This is a genomic window from Aestuariivirga sp., assembly GCF_047602625.1.
GTDB lineage: Bacteria > Pseudomonadota > Alphaproteobacteria > Rhizobiales > Aestuariivirgaceae > Aestuariivirga.
Genome location: NZ_JASGGV010000002.1, coordinates 2,532,785 through 2,551,264, shown reverse-complemented (window position 1 = coordinate 2,551,264; position 18,480 = coordinate 2,532,785). Strand labels below are relative to the sequence as shown.

At 62.6% G+C, this 18,480-nt stretch carries 16 protein-coding genes, 1 pseudogene and 1 riboswitch; of the genes and pseudogenes, 11 read left to right on the top strand and 6 right to left on the bottom strand.

The features are described from left to right. The first annotated feature begins 37 nt into the window (after positions 1 to 37). The 11 genes from QM694_RS17675 (at position 38) to QM694_RS17625 (ending at position 10,069) form a co-directional block, all read left to right on the top strand. The gene (locus QM694_RS17675) at positions 38 to 514 is read left to right on the top strand and encodes a DUF721 domain-containing protein (RefSeq protein ID WP_415008227.1); all 477 of its coding nucleotides are present in this window, start codon (positions 38 to 40) and stop codon (positions 512 to 514) included. Between the two features lie 40 nt (positions 515 to 554). Beyond that, positions 555 to 1,175, top strand: a complete 621-nt coding sequence (locus QM694_RS17670; protein ID WP_415008226.1) for a DsbA family protein — start codon at positions 555 to 557, stop codon at positions 1,173 to 1,175. 30 nt (positions 1,176 to 1,205) lie between these two features. Continuing rightward, on the top strand, positions 1,206 to 4,661 hold the full coding sequence (gene smc, locus QM694_RS17665; RefSeq protein ID WP_415008225.1) for a chromosome segregation protein SMC: 3,456 nt from the start codon (positions 1,206 to 1,208) through the stop codon (positions 4,659 to 4,661). A gap of 33 nt (positions 4,662 to 4,694) precedes the next feature. Next, the gene (locus tag QM694_RS17660) at positions 4,695 to 5,516 is read left to right on the top strand and encodes a VanW family protein (protein WP_415008224.1); all 822 of its coding nucleotides are present in this window, start codon (positions 4,695 to 4,697) and stop codon (positions 5,514 to 5,516) included. A 278-nt stretch (positions 5,517 to 5,794) separates the two neighbouring features. Beyond that, positions 5,795 to 6,205, top strand: coding sequence for an AtpZ/AtpI family protein (locus QM694_RS17655; RefSeq protein WP_415008223.1), 411 nt, complete (start codon positions 5,795 to 5,797; stop codon positions 6,203 to 6,205). Between the two features lie 2 nt (positions 6,206 to 6,207). Beyond that, positions 6,208 to 6,966 (top strand): F0F1 ATP synthase subunit A, encoded by a 759-nt coding sequence (locus tag QM694_RS17650; protein WP_415008222.1) that lies wholly within the window; start codon positions 6,208 to 6,210, stop codon positions 6,964 to 6,966. 43 nt (positions 6,967 to 7,009) lie between these two features. After that, on the top strand, positions 7,010 to 7,237 hold the full coding sequence (locus QM694_RS17645) for a F0F1 ATP synthase subunit C (RefSeq protein WP_415008221.1): 228 nt from the start codon (positions 7,010 to 7,012) through the stop codon (positions 7,235 to 7,237). 68 nt (positions 7,238 to 7,305) lie between these two features. After that, entirely contained in the window at positions 7,306 to 7,860 is a 555-nt protein-coding gene (locus QM694_RS17640) for a F0F1 ATP synthase subunit B (RefSeq protein WP_415008220.1), read from the top strand. A gap of 13 nt (positions 7,861 to 7,873) precedes the next feature. Continuing rightward, a complete protein-coding gene (locus tag QM694_RS17635; RefSeq protein WP_415008219.1) occupies positions 7,874 to 8,359 on the top strand; it encodes an ATP F0F1 synthase subunit B in 486 nt (161 codons plus the stop codon). A 116-nt stretch (positions 8,360 to 8,475) separates the two neighbouring features. Further along, a complete protein-coding gene (locus tag QM694_RS17630; protein WP_415008218.1) occupies positions 8,476 to 9,345 on the top strand; it encodes a DUF2167 domain-containing protein in 870 nt (289 codons plus the stop codon). A gap of 10 nt (positions 9,346 to 9,355) precedes the next feature. Then, positions 9,356 to 10,069 (top strand): site-2 protease family protein, encoded by a 714-nt coding sequence (locus QM694_RS17625; protein WP_415008217.1) that lies wholly within the window; start codon positions 9,356 to 9,358, stop codon positions 10,067 to 10,069. On the opposite strand, the pseudogene gcvP reads toward QM694_RS17625, so the two are convergent. The 6 genes and pseudogenes from gcvP to QM694_RS17595 all read right to left on the bottom strand — a co-directional run bounded on the left by gcvP (position 10,070) and on the right by QM694_RS17595 (position 18,477). Beyond that, a pseudogene (gcvP, locus tag QM694_RS17620) lies at positions 10,070 to 12,974 on the bottom strand (aminomethyl-transferring glycine dehydrogenase). It lies immediately after the preceding gene. A 136-nt stretch (positions 12,975 to 13,110) separates the two neighbouring features. Further along, on the bottom strand, positions 13,111 to 13,476 hold the full coding sequence (gene gcvH / locus QM694_RS17615) for a glycine cleavage system protein GcvH (RefSeq protein WP_415008216.1): 366 nt from the start codon (positions 13,474 to 13,476) through the stop codon (positions 13,111 to 13,113). 10 nt (positions 13,477 to 13,486) lie between these two features. Further along, the gene (gcvT, locus tag QM694_RS17610; protein WP_415008215.1) at positions 13,487 to 14,614 is read right to left on the bottom strand and encodes a glycine cleavage system aminomethyltransferase GcvT; all 1,128 of its coding nucleotides are present in this window, start codon (positions 14,612 to 14,614) and stop codon (positions 13,487 to 13,489) included. A gap of 141 nt (positions 14,615 to 14,755) precedes the next feature. Next, a riboswitch (glycine riboswitch) is annotated at positions 14,756 to 14,843 on the bottom strand. After that, a complete protein-coding gene (locus QM694_RS17605) occupies positions 14,844 to 16,466 on the bottom strand; it encodes a cisplatin damage response ATP-dependent DNA ligase (RefSeq protein ID WP_415008214.1) in 1,623 nt (540 codons plus the stop codon). Continuing rightward, positions 16,463 to 17,467, bottom strand: a complete 1,005-nt coding sequence (locus QM694_RS17600) for a ligase-associated DNA damage response exonuclease (protein ID WP_415008213.1) — start codon at positions 17,465 to 17,467, stop codon at positions 16,463 to 16,465. The genes QM694_RS17605 and QM694_RS17600 overlap by 4 nt, the downstream gene beginning before the upstream one ends. A gap of 2 nt (positions 17,468 to 17,469) precedes the next feature. After that, positions 17,470 to 18,477: an extensin family protein gene (locus QM694_RS17595; RefSeq protein WP_415008212.1), complete on the bottom strand. Its 1,008-nt coding sequence runs from the start codon at positions 18,475 to 18,477 to the stop codon at positions 17,470 to 17,472. Between the last annotated feature and the right edge of the window lie 3 nt (positions 18,478 to 18,480).

Below are 18,480 nucleotides of genomic sequence, written 5' to 3'. Positions count from 1 at the left end.
CCGACTCCTGTTAGAGATGCCTGAGACTAGAGCCGCTATGGATACACTGGACAAGCATTTCCGCGAACTGACGCGCGCCGCCTTTGCCCGCCACGGCTTTGCGCAGGGTGAAATTGCGGCCCGCTGGCCGGAGATCGTTGGCGAGGCTCTGGCTGGCGTGACAGGTCCGGGGCGCATCTCATGGCCAAGGGGGCAAGGCGAGGCGGCGCAGAAATCCGGCGGCACACTGACGGTGAGAACGGCGCCGGGCCGCGCCCTTGAGACACAATATGCGGTGCCCCGCATCATCGAGCGGCTGAATGGCTTCATGGGCTATGCCGCCATCACTCAGGTGAAGATCGTCCAGGCGTCGGACTGGCCGAAGCCGGTCAAGCCCAAGGTTCTGGTCCCTGCTGAAAAACCCGTTCACCAACAACAGGTTGACCGTGTTTCCGACGATGGATTGCGGGCTTCCCTCACGCGGCTGGGATGCGCCGTCGCCGCCCGCGCCCAAGGTTCTCCACAAGGCAAATAATCGATTGGTTTCAACTCTCAACATCTAGTAGGTAAAGGTCATGAACACATTGAACCGCCGTCACATCCTTCTGGGTTCCGCACTTCTCGCTGGAACGGCACTCGGCATCGCGCCAGCCCTTGCGGTCGATATGGCCGCTCTCGATGCCCCTTCCGAGCTGGGCGAGATGGAATTGGGCAATCCCAATGCCAAGGTCACCGTCATTGAATATGCCTCGGCCAGCTGCCCGCATTGCGCCGCCTTCTACAAGGAGGTGTTCCCGGAGTTCAAAAAGGAATACATCGACACCGGCAAGATCCGCTTCATCTTCCGCGAATTCCCGCACAATGACGCGGCGCTGGCGGCCTTCATGGTGGCGCGCTCGCTTCCCAAGGAAGCCTATTTCCCGCTGATCGACGTGTTCTTCAATACGCAGGCCACCTGGCTGCAGGACCCGCGCACCGGTCTCCTCAACATCGCCAAGCAGGCCGGCATGACGGAAGACCAGTTCAACAAGGTGCTGGGCGACCAGGACCTGGCGAAGAAGATTCTGGCGGTGCGCGACAAGGCTTCGACCTTCGGCGTCACCGGCATTCCGACCTTCTTCATCAATGGCGACATGCTGGACGGCGAGCAGACGCTGGACAAGCTCAAGGCAAAAATCGATCCGCTTCTGGGCTAAGCGGATTTATACGATCGGGGTCAGGGGACGATGAAATTTACACGGCTGCGGCTTTCGGGATTCAAATCCTTCGTTGAGCCCACGGATCTTTTCATCGAACCCGGCCTCACCGGCGTGGTCGGCCCCAATGGCTGCGGCAAGTCCAATTTGCTTGAGGCGCTGCGCTGGGTGATGGGCGAAAGCTCATACAAGTCCATGCGCGCCTCGGGCATGGATGACGTGATCTTCTCCGGCACTACGGCGCGCCCGTCGCGCAACATGGCGGAAGTCGTCGTCACGATGGCGAACGACGACCGCACGGCGCCGCTCCAATATAATGAAAACGAGACGCTGGAAATCTCGCGCCGCATCGAGCGCGAAGCGGGCTCGGCCTATCGCATTAACGGCAAGGATGTGCGGGCGCGCGACGTGCAGCTTCTCTTCGCCGATGCCTCGACGGGTGCGCGCTCGCCCGCGCTGGTGCGGCAGGGGCAGATTGCCGAAATCATCAACGCCAAGCCGCAGGCGCGCCGCCTCATCCTGGAAGAAGCGGCCGGCATCACAGGGCTTCACACGCGGCGGCATGAGGCGGAACTGAAGCTCAAGGCGGCGGAACAAAATCTTACCCGGCTCGATGACGTCACGGCGCAGCTTGAAACGCAGCTGAACAGCCTCAAGCGGCAGGCGCGGCAGGCGGTCAAGTACAAGCAGCTGTCCGCCGACATCCGCAAATTTGAAGCGGCTGGGCTTTATGTGGCATGGCAGGATGCTTCGGCGCAGGCGAGGCACGACGGGGAGGCGCTGGATCAGGCGACGCGCGTTCTGGCCGAACATACGCGTGCTGCCTCTGAGCGGCTTCGCGTGCGTGACGATCTCGGCGAAACGCTGCCCGCACTCCGCGAGCAGGAGACGATCCGCGCCGCCGTGCTGCAACGCATTTCGCAGGAGCGCATCGCGCTTGATGAAGAAGAAAAGCGCGCCGAGGCCCGCAACGCCGAACTCAAGCAGCGCATGGCGCAGATCAACGGCGACCTGACGCGCGAGAACGATCTTCTCACCGACACGGCGCGCGTGCTCGCGCAGCTTGAAGACGAAGATGGGCAGTTGAAGGGCGTTGAGGGCGATGACGGCGCACAGCGCGCCGAGGCCGCACTGGCGCTGCAATCGGCGGCGGATGCGCTGGCGCGCTCGCAGGAAGCGGCCGATCAGGCCAGCGCCGCATTGTCGGAACTGGTGGCCCGCCGCAATGCCATCCTCAAGGTGATCGAGGAGCAGAAAAGCCGCATCGCCCGCTTTGAGCGTGAAACGGCGGACACCAACAACCGCCGCGCAGCACTTCTGGCGCAATTCGGCAACAGCGAGGACGGCGAAAAACTCGCCACCGCCGTAGAGGCCGCGGCTGCCGCATCGGGCGCGTCCGACAGCGCCGTTGCCGAAGCGGAGCAGGCCGTGCGCGCCGCGCGCCAGGCCGAAGCGGAATCGCGCTCGTCTCATGATGAGGCCCGCCGCGCCGCCGACCGTCTGCAAACCGAAGTCCGTACACTGACCAATCTGCTGAAGACCACGGACGGCGACCTGTGGCCGGCGCTCGTCGATGCGCTGTCGGTGCAGAAGGGATTTGAGACCGCACTCGGCGCGGCTTTGGGCGATGACATCGACGCATCAGCCGATGAGGCAGCGCCGGTTCACTGGCGGGGACTTCCGCCGCTCGCCGAGATCGCCGCCCTTCCCGATGGCGCGGAACCGCTGGCGCAATTCGTCACCGCGCCGCCCGCCTTGCAACGGCGTTTGTCGCATATCGGCGTGGTGTCCAAGGCCATCGGCCAATCGCTGCAATCGCAATTGAGGCCCGGCCAGCGGCTGGTGTCGCGTGAAGGCGATGTGTGGCGCTGGGATGGCTTCACCGCCGCGGCGGATGCACCGTCCGCCGCCGCCAAGCGGCTTGCCGAGCGCAACCGTCTCGCTTCGCTCGAGATCGACATGCGCGAGTCGATGACCGTGGCTGATTCCGCCAAATCTGGATTCGAGCAGGCGAAGGCGGCCGTCGAAGCAGCGGTGCGCACGGAACGCGAAGCGCGGGAAAATCAGCGCGCCGCCCTGTCGGCGCTCGAATTCGCGCGCCGTGCCCTGTCCACCCATGAACGGCAGACTGCCGAACGGCTGGCGCAGACCAGCGCGCTTGATGAAGCCCTGCGCCGTATCGCGCTTTCGATGGAAGAGGCCCGGTCGGCGCATGAGGCCTCGCAGGGCGAAGCGGCGGGGCTTCCGGTGCCTGACACGCTGCAGCGCGAACTCGGCCAGTTGCGCGATGCCGTCAATCGCGACCGCGCGGCTTACGCCGAATCACGGGCACGCCATGATGGGCTGGAGCGTGAGGCGAAGGCCCGCGCTGATCGTATCAGAGCCATCGCCCAGGAACAGGCGCAATGGACGGCGCGCGCCACCAAGGCTACGCAGCAGATCGAGCAGTTGACGGCCCGGCTGGAGGAAACCCGCGTCACCATTTCCGAACTCGCGGCGTTGCCGCAGCAGATGGCGGACCGCCGCCTCAAGCTGATGAACACGCTGGCGGAAGCGGAATCCGAGCGTAAGGCTGCGGGCGATGCTCTGGCCGAGGCCGAGAATGCCGTGCGCGCCGCCGATCAGGCGCTCCGCGCGGCGCAGGAAGAGCTTTCCACGTCGCGCGAAGATCATGCGCGGCTGGGCGCCCGGCTGGAGGCCAGCAAGCAACGGCTCGAGCATTGCGAGCATCGCATCGCCGACACGCTGCAATGCAAGCCGGAGGACATCATCGTCAATGCCGGGCTTGATGCGGAGAAGATGCCGGGCGGCGAAGAAATCGAGAGGAAACTGCTGAGCCTCCGCGAGGACCGCGAGCGCCTGGGCGGCGTGAACCTCCGCGCCGATGAAGAAGCCGCCGAAGTGGCGGTGCAGCTCGAAGGGCTCATCAAGGAACGTGATGATCTCATTCAGGCTATCCAGAAGCTGCGCGGCGCGATTTCGAGCCTCAACCGCGAGGGACGGCAGCGCCTGCTCGATGCCTTCGGCACCGTGAACGAAAAGTTCGGCGAGCTCTTCACCACGCTGTTCGGCGGCGGCAAAGCAGAGCTGCAGCTGATCGAATCCGACGATCCGCTGGAAGCGGGCCTCGAGATCATCGCCAATCCGCCGGGCAAGAAGCCGACCACGCTGTCGCTGCTGTCGGGCGGCGAACAGACGCTCACCGCCATGTCGCTGATCTTCGCGGTATTCCTCACCAACCCTTCGCCGATCTGCGTGCTGGACGAGGTGGACGCGCCGCTCGACGACCACAATGTGGAGCGGTTCTGCAATCTGCTCGACGCGATGCTGGAGCGCACCGATACGCGTTTCCTCATCATCACCCATCACGCGCTCACCATGGCGCGCATGAACCGCCTGTTCGGCGTGACGATGATGGAGCGCGGCGTGTCGCAGCTCGTCTCGGTCAATCTCGAGGAAGCGGAGCGGCTGAAGGAAGCCGTCTAGCATTCACCAGAGGGGGCTCTGGAGTTAACGTCAATGAAGGCGCCTCTTCCAAAACCTGCTGTCCGTTCGCCATTGAGGCTGGCGCTCGGCAAGGCGTGGTTCATCACCAAAAGGCGCGTGGAATGGCGCCTGCCCGGAAGGCGCTATGCGTCAGCACGCAGCACCAACAGCCTCGCGCATCTTCACGCCGCGCACCGCACGCCATTGCTCCGTGAGCTGAAGAATGTCGAGATGTGGCTGCAGCACAACAAGGTGGCGAGTCTTTGCGTGGCCGCCTCCTGCATTGACGGACTGATTCTCAGGCCCGGCGAAACCTTCTCCTTCTGGCGCCTTGTCGGCAAGCCCTCGGCGCGGCGCGGATTCAAGGTGGGCATGGTGCTCAGGAACGGCACGGTGCAGCAGGGCATGGGCGGCGGGCTGTGCCAGATGACCAATCTCATCTACTGGATGGCGCTCCACACCGATCTTACCATCACCGAACGCTGGCGGCATGGCTTCGATGTGTTTCCGGATTCGGCCCGAACCCAACCCTTCGCATCGGGCGCCACATGTTCCTATAATTATATCGACCTGCAGATCACCAATACAACGCCCGATGATTACCAATTGCGGCTGTGGCTCGATGATACGCATCTCAACGGCGAATGGCGGTCCGTGACCGCGCCCCGTTTCCGCTTTGACATCATCGAGCGCGATCACCTGATCCGGCCGGAATGGTGGGGCGGCTACAGCCGGCACAATCAATTGCACCGGCTCCGCTATGACAGGGCCAGCGATGAATTGCTGGTCGAGGAATTCCTCACCGAGAACCACGCGGTGATGATGTATCAGCCGCTTCTGGAGAGTCCCCAATGAATGCCGCGCCCGATATCGGCCAGGTGCTCATTCGGTGGGAGCCGCGCGCCCCTCTCCGCATCATTTTACCCTGCCAGAAGCGCTCCATCCGGGCCTCATTTCGCGCGGCTTGCCGCAGATTCGCCGAGGCGTTGGCAGGCGGATGATTTATGGTGTTTTTTCAAAGACTTAATACGCACATCCATTTCTTGACACAATATTGCCCCGCAACTATGGTGCGCGCGCTTTGGAGGGGGTTCTTCACGGCGCTGAGGCAATTTGCACGGAGGGTCTGACACATGACGACACCGCGCAAGGGTGGCAAGGGCGCCAGCGGATCTTCGCCGGAGCTGGGCGACATTTCAGACCGGTTAAAAGACCTTTCCGGCCGCATCGAAGCGGAGAAGAAAGAGCACACCGAAGCTGAAAGACCGTCCACCAGCATGGGAGACGCCACTGGCTATGCCAAGGGCTACCGTCTGGTGAGCGAGTTCGTTGCGGGAACGCTGGTCGGCGGCCTTGTGGGCTATGGCATTGACTGGCTTTTCGGAACCCTGCCCTTCGGACTGATCATTTTCCTGCTCCTGGGATTTGGAGCCGGAATCCTGAACATGGCCCGCGCGGGCAACAGGGTTCCCCCGGCTCAGGAGAGGCTCGACGCGAACCGGCCGCGCCCTGCGGCCCTTGATGACGATGACGAAGAGGACTGAGCGTGGCCAGCACTCCTGATCCGATCCACCAGTTCCAGATCCATGATCTGGCGGGGCCGTTCCATATCGGCGGGCTGGAGATCAGCTTCACCAATTCGGCGCTGTTCATGGGCATTGCCGTGGCGCTCATCACCGGAATCCTGATGGCTGCCTCCGCGTCCCGCGCCATGGTGCCGGGCCGCCTGCAGTCGATCGGCGAACTCTGGTATGAATTCGTGCATAACATGGTGCGCCAGGTGCTGGGTAAGGAAGGCAAGACCTTCTTCCCGCTGGTGTTCTCGCTGTTTTCCTTCGTTTTGGTGGCGAACATGCTGGGCATGTTCCCGTATTTCTTCACCGTCACAAGCCATGTCATCGTTACCGCCTCGCTCGCGGTGTTCGTGATCCTGCTGGTCATCTGCGTGGGCCTTTGGAAGCACGGGCTCGGTTGGTTCAAGCTGTTCGTGCCGCATGGCGTGCCGATCTTCATACTGCCCTTCATCTCACTGATCGAGATCATCTCCTTCCTGTCGCGGCCCATCAGCCTGGGCCTGCGTCTGTTCGGCAACATGCTGGCCGGCCATATCGTGCTCAAGGTGTTCGCGGGCTTCATGGTGAGCCTCGTGGCACTCGGCGTGGGCGGCATTGTCGGCTCGCTCGCGCCACTCGCCATGGCCGTGGCGCTCACCGCGCTGGAATTCCTCGTCGCCTTCCTGCAGGCTTTCGTCTTCGCCATTCTGACGTGCGTTTATCTCAACGACGCGCTTCACCCCAGTCACTGATTTTCAACCCAACGAACCAACTGAAAACACCAAGGAGACTAACATGGACGCAGAAGCAGCAAAGCTCATCGGTGCGGGTATCGCCTGTCTGGGCATGGGCGGCGCCGGCATCGGCGTGGGCCACATTTTCGGTAACTTCCTCTCCGGCGCGCTGCGCAATCCTTCCGCCGCCAGCGGCCAGTTTACCAACGCGCTGATCGGCGCGGCGCTCGCCGAAGGCCTTGGCATTTTCTCGCTCGTCGTGGCGCTGCTTCTCCTCTTCGTGAAGTAAGCATCCTTCTGACAGACAAGGCGCCGCTTCCCCTTTGGGGTTCGCGGCGCTTCTGAAAGGCGAGAGACATGTCGCAAACCGCAACGGCGGCCACCACCACCGAAGGCACGGCGGAAGGAACCGAAGCTCACCACGGCGTTTTCCCGCCGCTGGACGCCAAGACCTTCCCGTCGCAAATCTTCTGGCTCGCCATCTTCTTTGCCCTGCTCTACGTGCTGATGAGCAGGCTGGTTCTGCCCCGGCTTGCCACCATCATCGAGGGTCGCCACGCCCAGATGACGGGCGATGTCGCCCGCGCGCAGGCGCTCAAGGAAGAAACCGAAGCCGCCGTGAAGTCCTATGAAAAGGCCCTGGCCGAGGCGCGCGCCAAGGCCACGGGCATCGCGCAGGACACGCGCGCTTCGCTCACCGCCGAAATGGACGCCGAGCGCGCTGCACTCGAGGCCACGCTGGCGAAAAAGATCGGTGACGCGGAAGCGGCCATCGAGAAGGCCCGCGCCAAGGCCATGGGCAGCATCGGAACGGTTGCCGCCGATACGGCGCAGGAGATCGTGGCCGAACTCACCGGGACCAAGATCACCAAGGCGGATGCGGCCAAGGCCGTGTCCGAGGTCAAGGGCTAAGGGAGGGCTTGCGATGACATTCGACAACACATTCTACGCCTTCCTGGCGCTGGTGATTTTCCTTGGCATCGCGGTTTACGCAGGCGCCTTCAGCAAGATGGGTGCTGGCCTTGACGACCGCGCCCGCAGGATCGCCAAGGATCTGGCCGATGCCCGCAAGCTCCGCGAGGACGCCGAGGCGCTCTTGGCCGAATACAAGCAGAAGCGCATCGACGCCGAGAAGGAAGCCGAAGGCATCATCGCCCAGGCCAAGGCGGATGCCGAGGAATATGCCGCCGAAACGCGCCGCAAGCTTTCGGAAATGCTGGACCGCCGCAGCAAGCAGGCCGAGCAGAAGATCGCCCAAGCCGAAGCCAATGCCGTGAAGGATGTGCGGAACGCCGCCACGGATATCGCCGTGGCTGCCGCCGTCAAGCTCAGCGCTGCCGCCCTCAAGGACAGCAAGGGCGCCTCGCTCGTCGCCGACTCGATCGCCGCCGTGAAGGCACGCCTGAACTGACGATCAAGCAATTCTTCATTTTAGAAGCGAAGCCCGGCGCATCACGCCGGGCTTTTTGTTGCAGGCAGGAAGCCAAACTGCAATATCATGAACAAGTTTCTATCAAGGAGCCGCCCGTGAAACACCGTGCTTTCCTTTTGCTTTCACTGTTTTGCCTTGCCTGCGCTTCGACTGCCTGGGCAGATGAGGCGGCCACCAAGGCCGCATGGGCTGCGGCGATCAAGGCCGCGACCTCGGGGCCCGCCGATATTCCGCTTGGCGATCAGGCGACGCTGCATTTGCCGGACGGAATGGCCTTCGTTCCCAAAACCGAAGCCGTGGGACTGATGAAGGCCTGGGGCAACGGCGAGGATCCGCGCAGCTACGGCATGATCGTCCCCAAGGATGGAGATCAATATTGGGTGCTCACCATCGATCATACCGCCGATGGTTACATCAAGGACGATGACGCCAAAAACTGGAACGCCGATGAATTGCTCCAGTCACTGAAAGACGGCACCGAAGAACAGAACAAGGAGCGGGTGGCGATGGGCTATCCGGCGCTCGATGTCGTGGGCTGGGTGGAACCTCCAGCTTATGATGCCGTCACCCACCGCCTGGTCTGGTCCATGAAGGCGGTTGATCGCGGCGCCAAGCCGGATGATGTTGCGTCCGTAAACTACAACACCTATGCCCTTGGGCGGGACGGATATTTCGAGCTCGATCTTCTGTCTACGGACAAAGCGGTCGAGGCTGAAAAGCCCTATGCACGCAAGCTCCTCGCGGCACTCGACTACAAGCCGGGAAAACGCTACGAGGATTTCAATTCCGCAACCGACACCATCGCCGAATATGGCCTCGCCGCGCTGATCGGCGGCGTGGTGGCAAAGAAGCTGGGGCTTCTGGCGCTGGCCGGTGTGTTCCTGGCCAAATTCGCCAAGGTCATCCTTGTCGGGCTTGCTGTCGCTGGCGGCGGCGTGGCCAAGCTCTTCCGGCGCAAAGCCTGAACCGTATCAAATGCTCAGGCTGCTTATCCTCCTGCTGACAACTGCAAAGTTTGGAAAGCTGCTGTTGTCGGCTGGCAGCATGCTGCTCACAATCTGGGTCTATACGACGATCTATGGCCTTCCCTTTGCGGCCGGTTTCGTGGGCCTGCTCCTTGTCCACGAAATGGGACATTACTTCGCTGCCCAGCAGCGCGGGCTGAGCGTCAGCCTCCCGGCCTTCATTCCCTTCATGGGCGCCTTCATCAATCTGCGCGAACAGCCGCATGACTCGGAAACGGAAGCCTATGTTGCCTATGCCGGGCCATTCACCGGAACGCTCGGCGCTTTCGCGGTCTATTTCTGGGGACGGCACACGGACACCGACTTCTGGATGGCGCTGGCCTATGCGGGCTTCGTGCTCAACCTGTTCAATCTCATTCCGGTTTCGCCGCTAGATGGCGGCCGTATTACGCAAGTCCTCTCGCCGCGCATCTGGCTGCTTGGCGCGCCCATGCTGGCCATTATCTTTTACTATATGCCCAGCCCGATGCTGGTGCTGATCGGGGTCCTGGCGCTTCCCAGTCTTTTCGCGGCATGGCGGTATGATCCCGCCTCGCCCGAGGCACAGGCCTATCGATCAATCGATCCCGGCATGCGTTTCGAATATATGGTGCTCTATCTTGGGCTTGTCGCTGTCACAGCCCTCATGGCCTTCCATACCCACGAGGGCCTTGCGCACCGGTAGCTACTCCGCCGCCTCCATGTAATTCGCCATGGGCGGGCAGGTGCAGACGAGATTGCGGTCACCGAACACATTGTCGACACGCCCCACCGGCGGCCAGTATTTGTCATTGGGATAGCCTTTGAGCGGGAAGAACGCCTTTTCCTTCGTGTAGGGATGCTTCCATTCGCCCAGCAGCAGGCGGTGCGTGTGGGGCGCGTGTTTCAGCACATTGTCAGCGCGGTCGGCCCTGCCCTCCTCTACCTCGGCGATCTCCTTGCGGATTTCGATCATCGCGTCGCAGAAGCGGTCAAGCTCGCGCTTGCTCTCGCTTTCGGTCGGCTCGATCATCAGCGTATCGACGACGGGGAACGACATGGTGGGCGCATGGAAGCCATAGTCCACAAGCCGCTTCGCCACATCCTCCACCGAAAGCCCGGTGCGCTCCTTAAGCCAGCGGAGATCGATGATGCATTCATGGGCGATGAAGCCGTTCGGTCCCGTATAGACGATGGGGAAATGCGGGCTCAGCCGCTTGGCAATGTAATTGGCGTTAAGGATCGCCATGATGGTGGCCTTGCGCAACCCCTCGCCGCCCATCATGGCGATATAGGTCCATGAGATGGGAAGAATCGACGCCGAGCCCCAAGGCGCTGCCGAGACAGCCCCTTGCGACTGGTCGCGCCCCGCCGCCGGGTTCACGCCGTTGACCACGCTGTGCCCCGGAAGATAGGGCGCCAGATGCGCCTTCACGCCGATCGGCCCCATGCCAGGCCCACCGCCGCCATGCGGGATGCAGAAGGTCTTGTGCAGGTTCATGTGGCAGACATCGGCTCCGAGCTCCGCCGGGCGCACGAGGCCGACCTGCGCGTTGAGATTGGCGCCGTCGAGATAAACCTGTCCGCCATGCTCATGCACGATGGCGCAGATGTCCTTGATCGCCGTTTCAAACACGCCATGGGTCGAGGGATAGGTGACCATCAGCGCCGCGAGATGCGCCGCGTGCTCCGATGCCTTGGCTTTCAGATCGGCCACATCCACATTGCCATGCTCATCGCAGGCGACGACCACGACCTTCATCCCCGCCATCACGGCAGAGGCCGGGTTGGTGCCGTGGGCAGAGAAGGGGAATGAGGCAGACATCGCGGTGGCTTTCGCCGCGCGCGCGATGAAAACCTGCAATGGCCAGAAGTCCCGCATATTCGCCCTGGCTTCCGGCATTGGGCTGGAGCGACACGGCATCAAAGCCGGTGATCTCCGCCAGCATGGCTTCGAGTTCCTCGAAGAGCTGGCTATAGCCCTGCGCCTGTTCCAGAGGTGCAAAGGGATGCAGCAGCGAGAAGCTGCGCCATGTCACCGGAATCATCTCGGTGGTGGCGTTGAGCTTCATGGTGCAGGAGCCGAGCGGAATCATCGACTGGTCCAGCGCCACATCCTTCATCTGCAAATGGCGCAGATAGCGCAGCATCTCGGTTTCGGAGTGATACATCGAGAAGACGGGATGGGTGAGATAGGACGACGTGCGGCGGAGCGTCGGCGGGATCACCTCGCTCACTTCCTTGTCGAGGCCATCGAGGCTCACGCGCTCCAGCGCATCGGTGCGGAAGACGGTGAGCAGCCGTTCCAGTTCCTGCCGCCGCGTCGACTGGTCAAAGGAAATGCCGAGGTGATCGGCATCGACAAAGCGCAGGTTGATGCGCTTTTCCTTCGCCCTCGCCCACAGCGTATGGGCGCGGCCCGGCACATGCAGCGTCAGCGTGTCGAAGAAGGCCCTGGTCTTCACCTCAATGCCGAACCCCTTCATGGCGGCGGCGAAAATTTCCGCGAAGCGGTGCGTGCGTTCGGCCATCTTGCGGATGCCCTTCGGGCCATTATAGACGGCGAACATCGAGGCGATGATGGCGAGCAGCACCTGCGCGGTGCAGATATTGCTGGTCGCCTTCTCACGGCGGATATGCTGCTCGCGCGTCTGCATTGCCATGCGGAGCGCCCGGTGGCCTTCGGAATCAACCGAGACGCCGATGAGGCGACCCGGCATGGCGCGCTTGTACTCATCGCGCGTGGCGAAAAAGGCGGCATGCGGGCCGCCATAGCCCATGGGCACGCCGAAGCGCTGCGCGGAGCCGACCGCAATATCAGCGCCCAATTCGCCCGGCGGCGTCAGCAGCGCCAGCGCCAGCAGATCGGTGGCCATGATGGCCAGCGCGCCTGCCTCATGCAGCTTTGCAATGATGCCGCGAAAATCGCGCACTTCGCCAGAGGAGCCGGGATAGGACAGCAGCGCCGCAAAGACCGTCTTGGGGTTCAGGTCACGCGATTGATCGCCGGTGATCACCTCGAAGCCGAAAGCGCGGGCGCGCGTTTCGATGACGCCGATGGTCTGCGGATGGGTGTCGGCATCAACGAAGAAAAGATTGGAGCCGCCCTTCGACAGGCGGTGCGCCATGGCCATCGCCTCGGCCGCCGCCGTCGCTTCATCGAGCAGCGAGGCATTGGCAAGTTCAAGCCCGGTGAGATCAACGATTACCTGCTGGAAATTGAGCAGCGCCTCGAGGCGGCCCTGGCTCACCTCCGCCTGGTAGGGCGTATAGGCGGTGTACCAGCCCGGATTTTCCAGCACATTGCGCAGGATCACCTTGGGCGTCACGGTGCCGTAGTAACCCATGCCGATCATCGAGGTGAACACCTCGTTCCGCTCCGCCATGGTGCGGAGATAGGAGAGCGCCGTGCGCTCGGCCATCGGCTTCCCGAGGTCCAGCGGGCGCCTGGTGCGGATTGGCTCCGGCACCACCCGGGCGATGAAATCCTCGAGCGACTTTGCGCCCACGGCGCGCAGCATCTCCGCGGTTTCCGCATCATCCGGGCCGATATGGCGGGCGATGAAATTGGCGCCGGGTTCAAGCTCGGCAAGGGTGGGGCGAGTTGCCATTTTGATTTTCCTTATTCTCCCTTCTCCCTCTTGCGGGAGAAGGTCCGGCGAAGCCGGGGATGAGGGGTCGCGCTGAGCTCAACCACTCCCTCATCCGGCGCTTTGCGCCACCTTCTCCCGCAAGGGGAGAAGGTGTTCATGATACAAATTTGTCGTAAGCGGCCTTGTCCATCAGGTCGTCGAGTTCGCTCTTGTCGGCGAGCTTGATCTTCATGAACCAGCCCTCGCCTTCCGCCGCGCGGTTGACGAGCGCCGGATCGCCTTCGAGATCGCCATTGGTGGCGATCACCTCGCCCGTTACCGGGGCATAGACTTCGCTTGCCGCCTTCACGCTTTCCACCACCGCCGCATCGCCGCCCTTGCTGAGCTTCTTGCCGATGGCGGGCAGTTCCACGAACACCACATCACCCAATTGTTCCTGCGCATGCTCGGTGATGCCCACGGTGGCGGTGTCGCCTTCGACGCGGATCCATTCGTGTTCCTTGGTGTATTTGACGGTCATCGCGAACTCCTCAGCGTTTGAAATGGTTGGGAATGAAGGGCAGCGGCACGATGGCCGCGGCAAGCGGCCTGTCGCGCACGATCAGGTTGACGATTGTTCCGGGTGCGGAGGATTTTGGCTCCACATAGCCCATGGCGATGGGGCCGCCAACGCTGGGGCCGAAGCCGCCCGAGGTGACAATGCCGATCTGCCGTCCCGATTGATCTGTAATGAGGGTTCCCTCGCGCGCCGGGGCGCGGCCTTCCGGCCTGATGCCGACGCGCTTTTTCGCCGGACCCTCGCGCAATTCCTTCTGCACGCGCGCTGCGCCGATAAAGCCGCCATCGCTCCGCCTGCGCTTGCCGATAGACCACACAAGCCCCGCTTCAACGGGGCTCGTCGCCTCATCGAGTTCATGGCCATAGAGGCAAAGCCCTGCCTCCAGTCTGAGCGAATCCCGCGCGCCAAGGCCGATGGGTTTCACATCCGTGTCGGCCAGCAACAGGTTCCATAGCCGCACCGCATCCCTGGCCGCCACGGAAAGCTCGAAGCCGTCCTCGCCCGTATAGCCCGAACGCGAAACATGGGCGGCGATGCCGTCAATCGTGAGACTCTCGTAGAACATGAAATCCAGATCGCGGATCGCCGGCACATGCTTTGCCAGCACGGCTTCCGCCTTCGGCCCCTGAAGCGCCAGCAGCGCCATATCCTCGCCCGGCTTGAAGGTCACGCCATTGGGCAGGCGCGAAGCGATCCAGGCATAGTCATGGTCTTTCCGCCCGGCGTTCACCACCACATAGAGCCAGCCTTCATAACCCTTGTAGGCGGCGCGGGTGATCATCAGGTCATCCAGTGTGCCGCCATCTTCGGACAGCAGTTGCGAGTAGCGTTGCTGCTTGGGCGCGAGTCCCAGAAGATCGGCGGGCACCAGCGTTTCCATGGCGCGCGCCGTGGTTTCAAAATCAGGCCCGATGATGAAACACTGGCCCATGTGCGAAACATCGAACAGGCCGGCATTCTGGCGCGTCCAGTTGTGCTCGGCGATGATGCCGGTTGGATATTGCACCGGCATGTCATAGCCCGCGAAGGGCACCATGCGGGCGCCCAGCTTCACATGCTCGGCATAAAGGGGTGTGATTGCGAGTGAGGCTTCACTCATTTCCGTCTCCGTACACAGGTGGCCCTGGCCCGGCTGCTGCCGAACCTGCCCCCTCTGTACGAGACCTGAGAGATTTCACGGCACGGAATGCCGCTTGGCTCCTTCGGTGAGCGGTTTTGAAACCGCTGCTCTCCAGAGTTCAGTGACGCTGCGGTCCTTTGGCCTGAGAGTTTCCGGGGCGGTTGCTCCTTCGGCGCCGGAGTGAACCGGTCTCTCCCGCGTGGCGTAATCACGCTGAACTGGTGGGCACCATAGGCTGGCCGTCCAGTCTGTCAAGGCGCGGTGCAACAATGAGCGCCTTGAGGCTTTCAAGCGTATCGGCCTCTTCCGCCGGCTTGTCCCAGCGGATGCGGTGAATGCGGGGAAAGCGCATGGCGATGCCCGATTTATGCCGCGCGGAAAGTTGTATCGCGTCGAAGGCCACCTCCAATACCAGCTTCGGCGGCACGGCGCGCACCGGCCCGAATCTCTCGGTGGTGTTTTCGCGGATGAAACGGTCGATCTGCAGAAGCTCCTGATCGGTGAAGCCGGAATAGGCTTTGCCCACCGGCACCAGCGTGCGCTCCCCGGTCCAGGCGCCAAAGGTGTAGTCGGAATAATAGGAGGAGCGCTTGCCGGATCCACGCTGCGCATACATCAGCACGCAATCGGCGGTGAGCGCTGATCGCTTCCACTTGTACCAATGGCCCTTTGGCCTGCCGTTCAGATAGGGGCTGTCGCGCCGCTTCAGCATCAAACCCTCGATGCCTTCATGGCGGGTGCTTTCCCAGATCTGCAGAAGCCCATCCTTGTCCTTCGGCAGGACCAGCGGCGAAAGGTCCGTATACGGAAGAGGCGACCGCTCATGCCATGCCTCGAGGTGTGAACGGCGCGCGGTGAAGGAGAGAGAACGCAAGTCTTCGCCCTCCAATTCCAGCGCATCATAGAGCCGCACATGCACGGGATATTTCTTCTGGATGGCGCGAGTCACCGCCTTGCGGTTCAGCCGCTGCTGTAAATCGGCAAAGGGCGCCACCTCGCCCTCGCGCAGCACCAGAAGCTCGCCATCCACCACACCGTTGAAATGAAGGTCATCGAGAAAATCGGGAAAGGTGCCGCTGATGTCATCGCCGCTCCGCGAAAACATGCGGGTTTCGCGGCCATTCGAGGCAATCTGCACGCGGATGCCATCCCATTTCCATTCCACCGCGAACTGATCGAGATCGAGCGCCTCCCAGTCCTTTTCTTCCAGCGGGTTCGACAGCATCAAAGGGCGGAAAATCGGCACGTCGGAAGCGGGCGGCGCATCGCTTCTGCCCTCCAGCCAATCGAACAGCGGCGCATAGGGCGGCGTGAGGCCGTGCCAGATTTCCTCGATCTCGCCCACCTCGCGGCCAAAGGCTTCCGCCACCGCGAGCCGCGCCAGCCGCGCCGACACGCCAACGCGCGGCGCGCCCCCTAAGAATTTCAGCAGCGCCCAGCGGCTCGTCACGTCAAGGCTGTCCAGCCACGCGACGAGCTGCGCGGCGTAAGAGGATTTCGGAACGCTCTCGAGCGTGGTCACGATCTCCGCCAGCGAGGGGCCACTAGTGGTTTCATTGTTCACAGGCCAGATCAGCGCCACGGTCTCCGCCGTATCGCCCACATAATCGCGTGACAAGCGGAAGAGTTCGGGATCGAAGCGGCTGGTGGATATTTCGCTCAGAATCCGCCGCAGCGGGAACGATATCGGCAGGCCATCAGTCAGGGCCGCCAGCGCATAGCCGCGGTCAGGGTCTGGCGCCTCGCGGAAATAGTTGCGCATCAGTAGCAGCTTGCCGTTGCGCGACGGCGTGTAGGTGAGGCGGTCGAGCAGCGTGGCGAAGGCCTTCATTCGGCGTCGTCCTCATAGCCGACCATCGCCAGCGCCCGCGCCTTCAAGCCAATCGTTTTGCAATAATGCACCAGCGCCTGCTCGCGCCCATGCGTCACCCAGATTTCGCCAGCACCCAGTTCGGAAATGGTGGCCGTCAATTCCGGCCAGTCAACGTGATCCGAAATGACCAGCGGCAATTCCACGCCGCGCTGCCGTGCACGGCCCCTGATGCGCATCCAGCCCGAGGCAAAGCCGGCCAGCGGATCAACCAGCCGCCTCGACCAGCGGTCGCCAATGGCAGATGGCGGGCACAGCACGATTTCACCGGCGAGTGGCGCGTCGCCAATGGGCGGCACGTCGCCAAGTGCGAAGCCCTTGCTGATATAATAATCCGTCACGCTGCGCAGCGCGCCGTGCAGATAGATCGGGCGGTCATAGCCCGCCTCGCGCAGCAGGGCGATCAGACGCTGGCATTTGCCGAGGCCATAGACGCCGATCTGATGGGTGCGCTCCGGAAAATCCCTGAGCGAGGTGAGGAGCTTCCGCACCTCGCTCATCGCAGGCTCATGGTGAAACACCGGCAGGCCGAAGGTCGCTTCGGTAACGAAGAGATCACAGGGAACCGGCTCAAAGCCTAGGCAGGTGGGATCGGCGCTGCGCTTGTAATCGCCCGAGACGACAGCGCGCTGGCCCCGATATTCCATCACCACCTGCGCGCTGCCGAGAATATGGCCGGCGGGCGCCAGGCGGATCGTCACATCCTTCACCTGCAACGGCGTGTCATAGGAAAGCGACTGTCCGCTGCCGAAATTCCATGTGCCCAGCCGCAGGCGCATGATGTCCAGCGTTTCTTCCGTGGCCAGCACGTGAGCATGGCCCGGCCTTGCATGATCCGAATGACCATGGGTGATGACGGCACGTTCCACGGGAGCATGCGGGTCGATATAAAAATCGCCGGGCACGCAGTAGAGGCCCGAGCCTTCCGGCCGCAGCCAACTTTCAAAAGCGGCCGGTGGCATAATTATTCGCAGATCCGGTAGGTGCCGGATTTGCCGTGGGTGCCGAGATCGAAATGGAAATGACTGGCATGCGCCGCATTGGCCCCCGGCCCCAGCACGGTCGTGAACACCGTGCAGCCGCTGGCCCGCATGTCCCGCAGCGTTGCGAAGGCGGAAGACGATGAATTGGGCGCGTCACTCACCTGGAACGTGCGGCCATCGGCCAGCGTGAAATCCGTGATGTCGACGGCATTGCCATAGCCATGCTCGCTGATCTTCGCCGAATTGTCACCGTTCCGCCCCCGGCACTGATAGCCGGGGCCGGTGTAGAGCTTGGCGAGCGGGGACTTGGCATCCGCCGTCACGATGGGATCGCCATGTTCCTTTACCCACCGCGTGAAGGCGAGCGCGAATTTGCAATTGAGCAGCGGCTTGTCGGGAAAGCGGATGGTGTGTGTTCCGGCGTTCATCTCATCCAGCATCACCGGATTGACGACGGTGCAACTGCCGTCCGACACATTGCTGGCCTGCGCGGTGAAGGTGACGCCCAGCGCCTTGAGCGAGGCAACGCAATCTCCATTATCCGGCGCGATCTCCGGCGTGGGCGGCGGTGTTGCAACGGAGGCCTGGCGGACCGGCTTCTCCTTGGGGACCACCACGGGTTCAACAGGCACCTGAACTGTTTCAGGGACCGGCACCAAGGGCTTCTCGCGCGGAATCACGATTTCCTCTGCCGGAGTCGCCGCCGGCGTCTTGGCTTCAACAGCCTGCGCAGGCTTCTCACGCGGGATTACGGGTGCCGGCTCCGCCTCCGTCTTCACCGCTTCGGGCTTCTGAACCGGCTTCACGGGTTTCGCGGCTGCGCGACGCTTGGCAGAATGCTTTTTGCAGGATTTCGGGTATTTCCGGCACATGTCCCGGTCAAACCGGATGATGCCGTTTTTCATGTCATCCAGAGGATTGGCATGCGCAATGCCCACCGCCAGCGGTGCGCAAAGAACGGCCAGGAACATGGCTGATCTGCCGGTCATTCG

Excerpts from the sequence above, each read along its gene's own strand:
- QM694_RS17600 (WP_415008213.1), bottom strand. The coding sequence starts at position 17,467 with ATGCCACCGGCCGCTTTTGAAAGTTGGCTGCGGCCGGAAGGCTCGGGC.
- QM694_RS17645 (WP_415008221.1), top strand. The coding sequence starts at position 7,010 with ATGGACGCAGAAGCAGCAAAGCTCATCGGTGCGGGTATCGCCTGTCTG.
- QM694_RS17640 (WP_415008220.1), top strand. The coding sequence starts at position 7,306 with ATGTCGCAAACCGCAACGGCGGCCACCACCACCGAAGGCACGGCGGAA.
- QM694_RS17675 (WP_415008227.1), top strand. The coding sequence starts at position 38 with ATGGATACACTGGACAAGCATTTCCGCGAACTGACGCGCGCCGCCTTT.
- QM694_RS17670 (WP_415008226.1), top strand. The coding sequence starts at position 555 with ATGAACACATTGAACCGCCGTCACATCCTTCTGGGTTCCGCACTTCTC.
- QM694_RS17635 (WP_415008219.1), top strand. The coding sequence starts at position 7,874 with ATGACATTCGACAACACATTCTACGCCTTCCTGGCGCTGGTGATTTTC.
- QM694_RS17655 (WP_415008223.1), top strand. The coding sequence starts at position 5,795 with ATGACGACACCGCGCAAGGGTGGCAAGGGCGCCAGCGGATCTTCGCCG.
- QM694_RS17605 (WP_415008214.1), bottom strand. The coding sequence starts at position 16,466 with ATGAAGGCCTTCGCCACGCTGCTCGACCGCCTCACCTACACGCCGTCG.
- gcvT (WP_415008215.1), bottom strand. The coding sequence starts at position 14,614 with ATGAGTGAAGCCTCACTCGCAATCACACCCCTTTATGCCGAGCATGTG.
- QM694_RS17595 (WP_415008212.1), bottom strand. The coding sequence starts at position 18,477 with ATGACCGGCAGATCAGCCATGTTCCTGGCCGTTCTTTGCGCACCGCTG.
- smc (WP_415008225.1), top strand. The coding sequence starts at position 1,206 with ATGAAATTTACACGGCTGCGGCTTTCGGGATTCAAATCCTTCGTTGAG.
- QM694_RS17660 (WP_415008224.1), top strand. The coding sequence starts at position 4,695 with ATGAAGGCGCCTCTTCCAAAACCTGCTGTCCGTTCGCCATTGAGGCTG.
- QM694_RS17625 (WP_415008217.1), top strand. The coding sequence starts at position 9,356 with ATGCTCAGGCTGCTTATCCTCCTGCTGACAACTGCAAAGTTTGGAAAG.
- gcvH (WP_415008216.1), bottom strand. The coding sequence starts at position 13,476 with ATGACCGTCAAATACACCAAGGAACACGAATGGATCCGCGTCGAAGGC.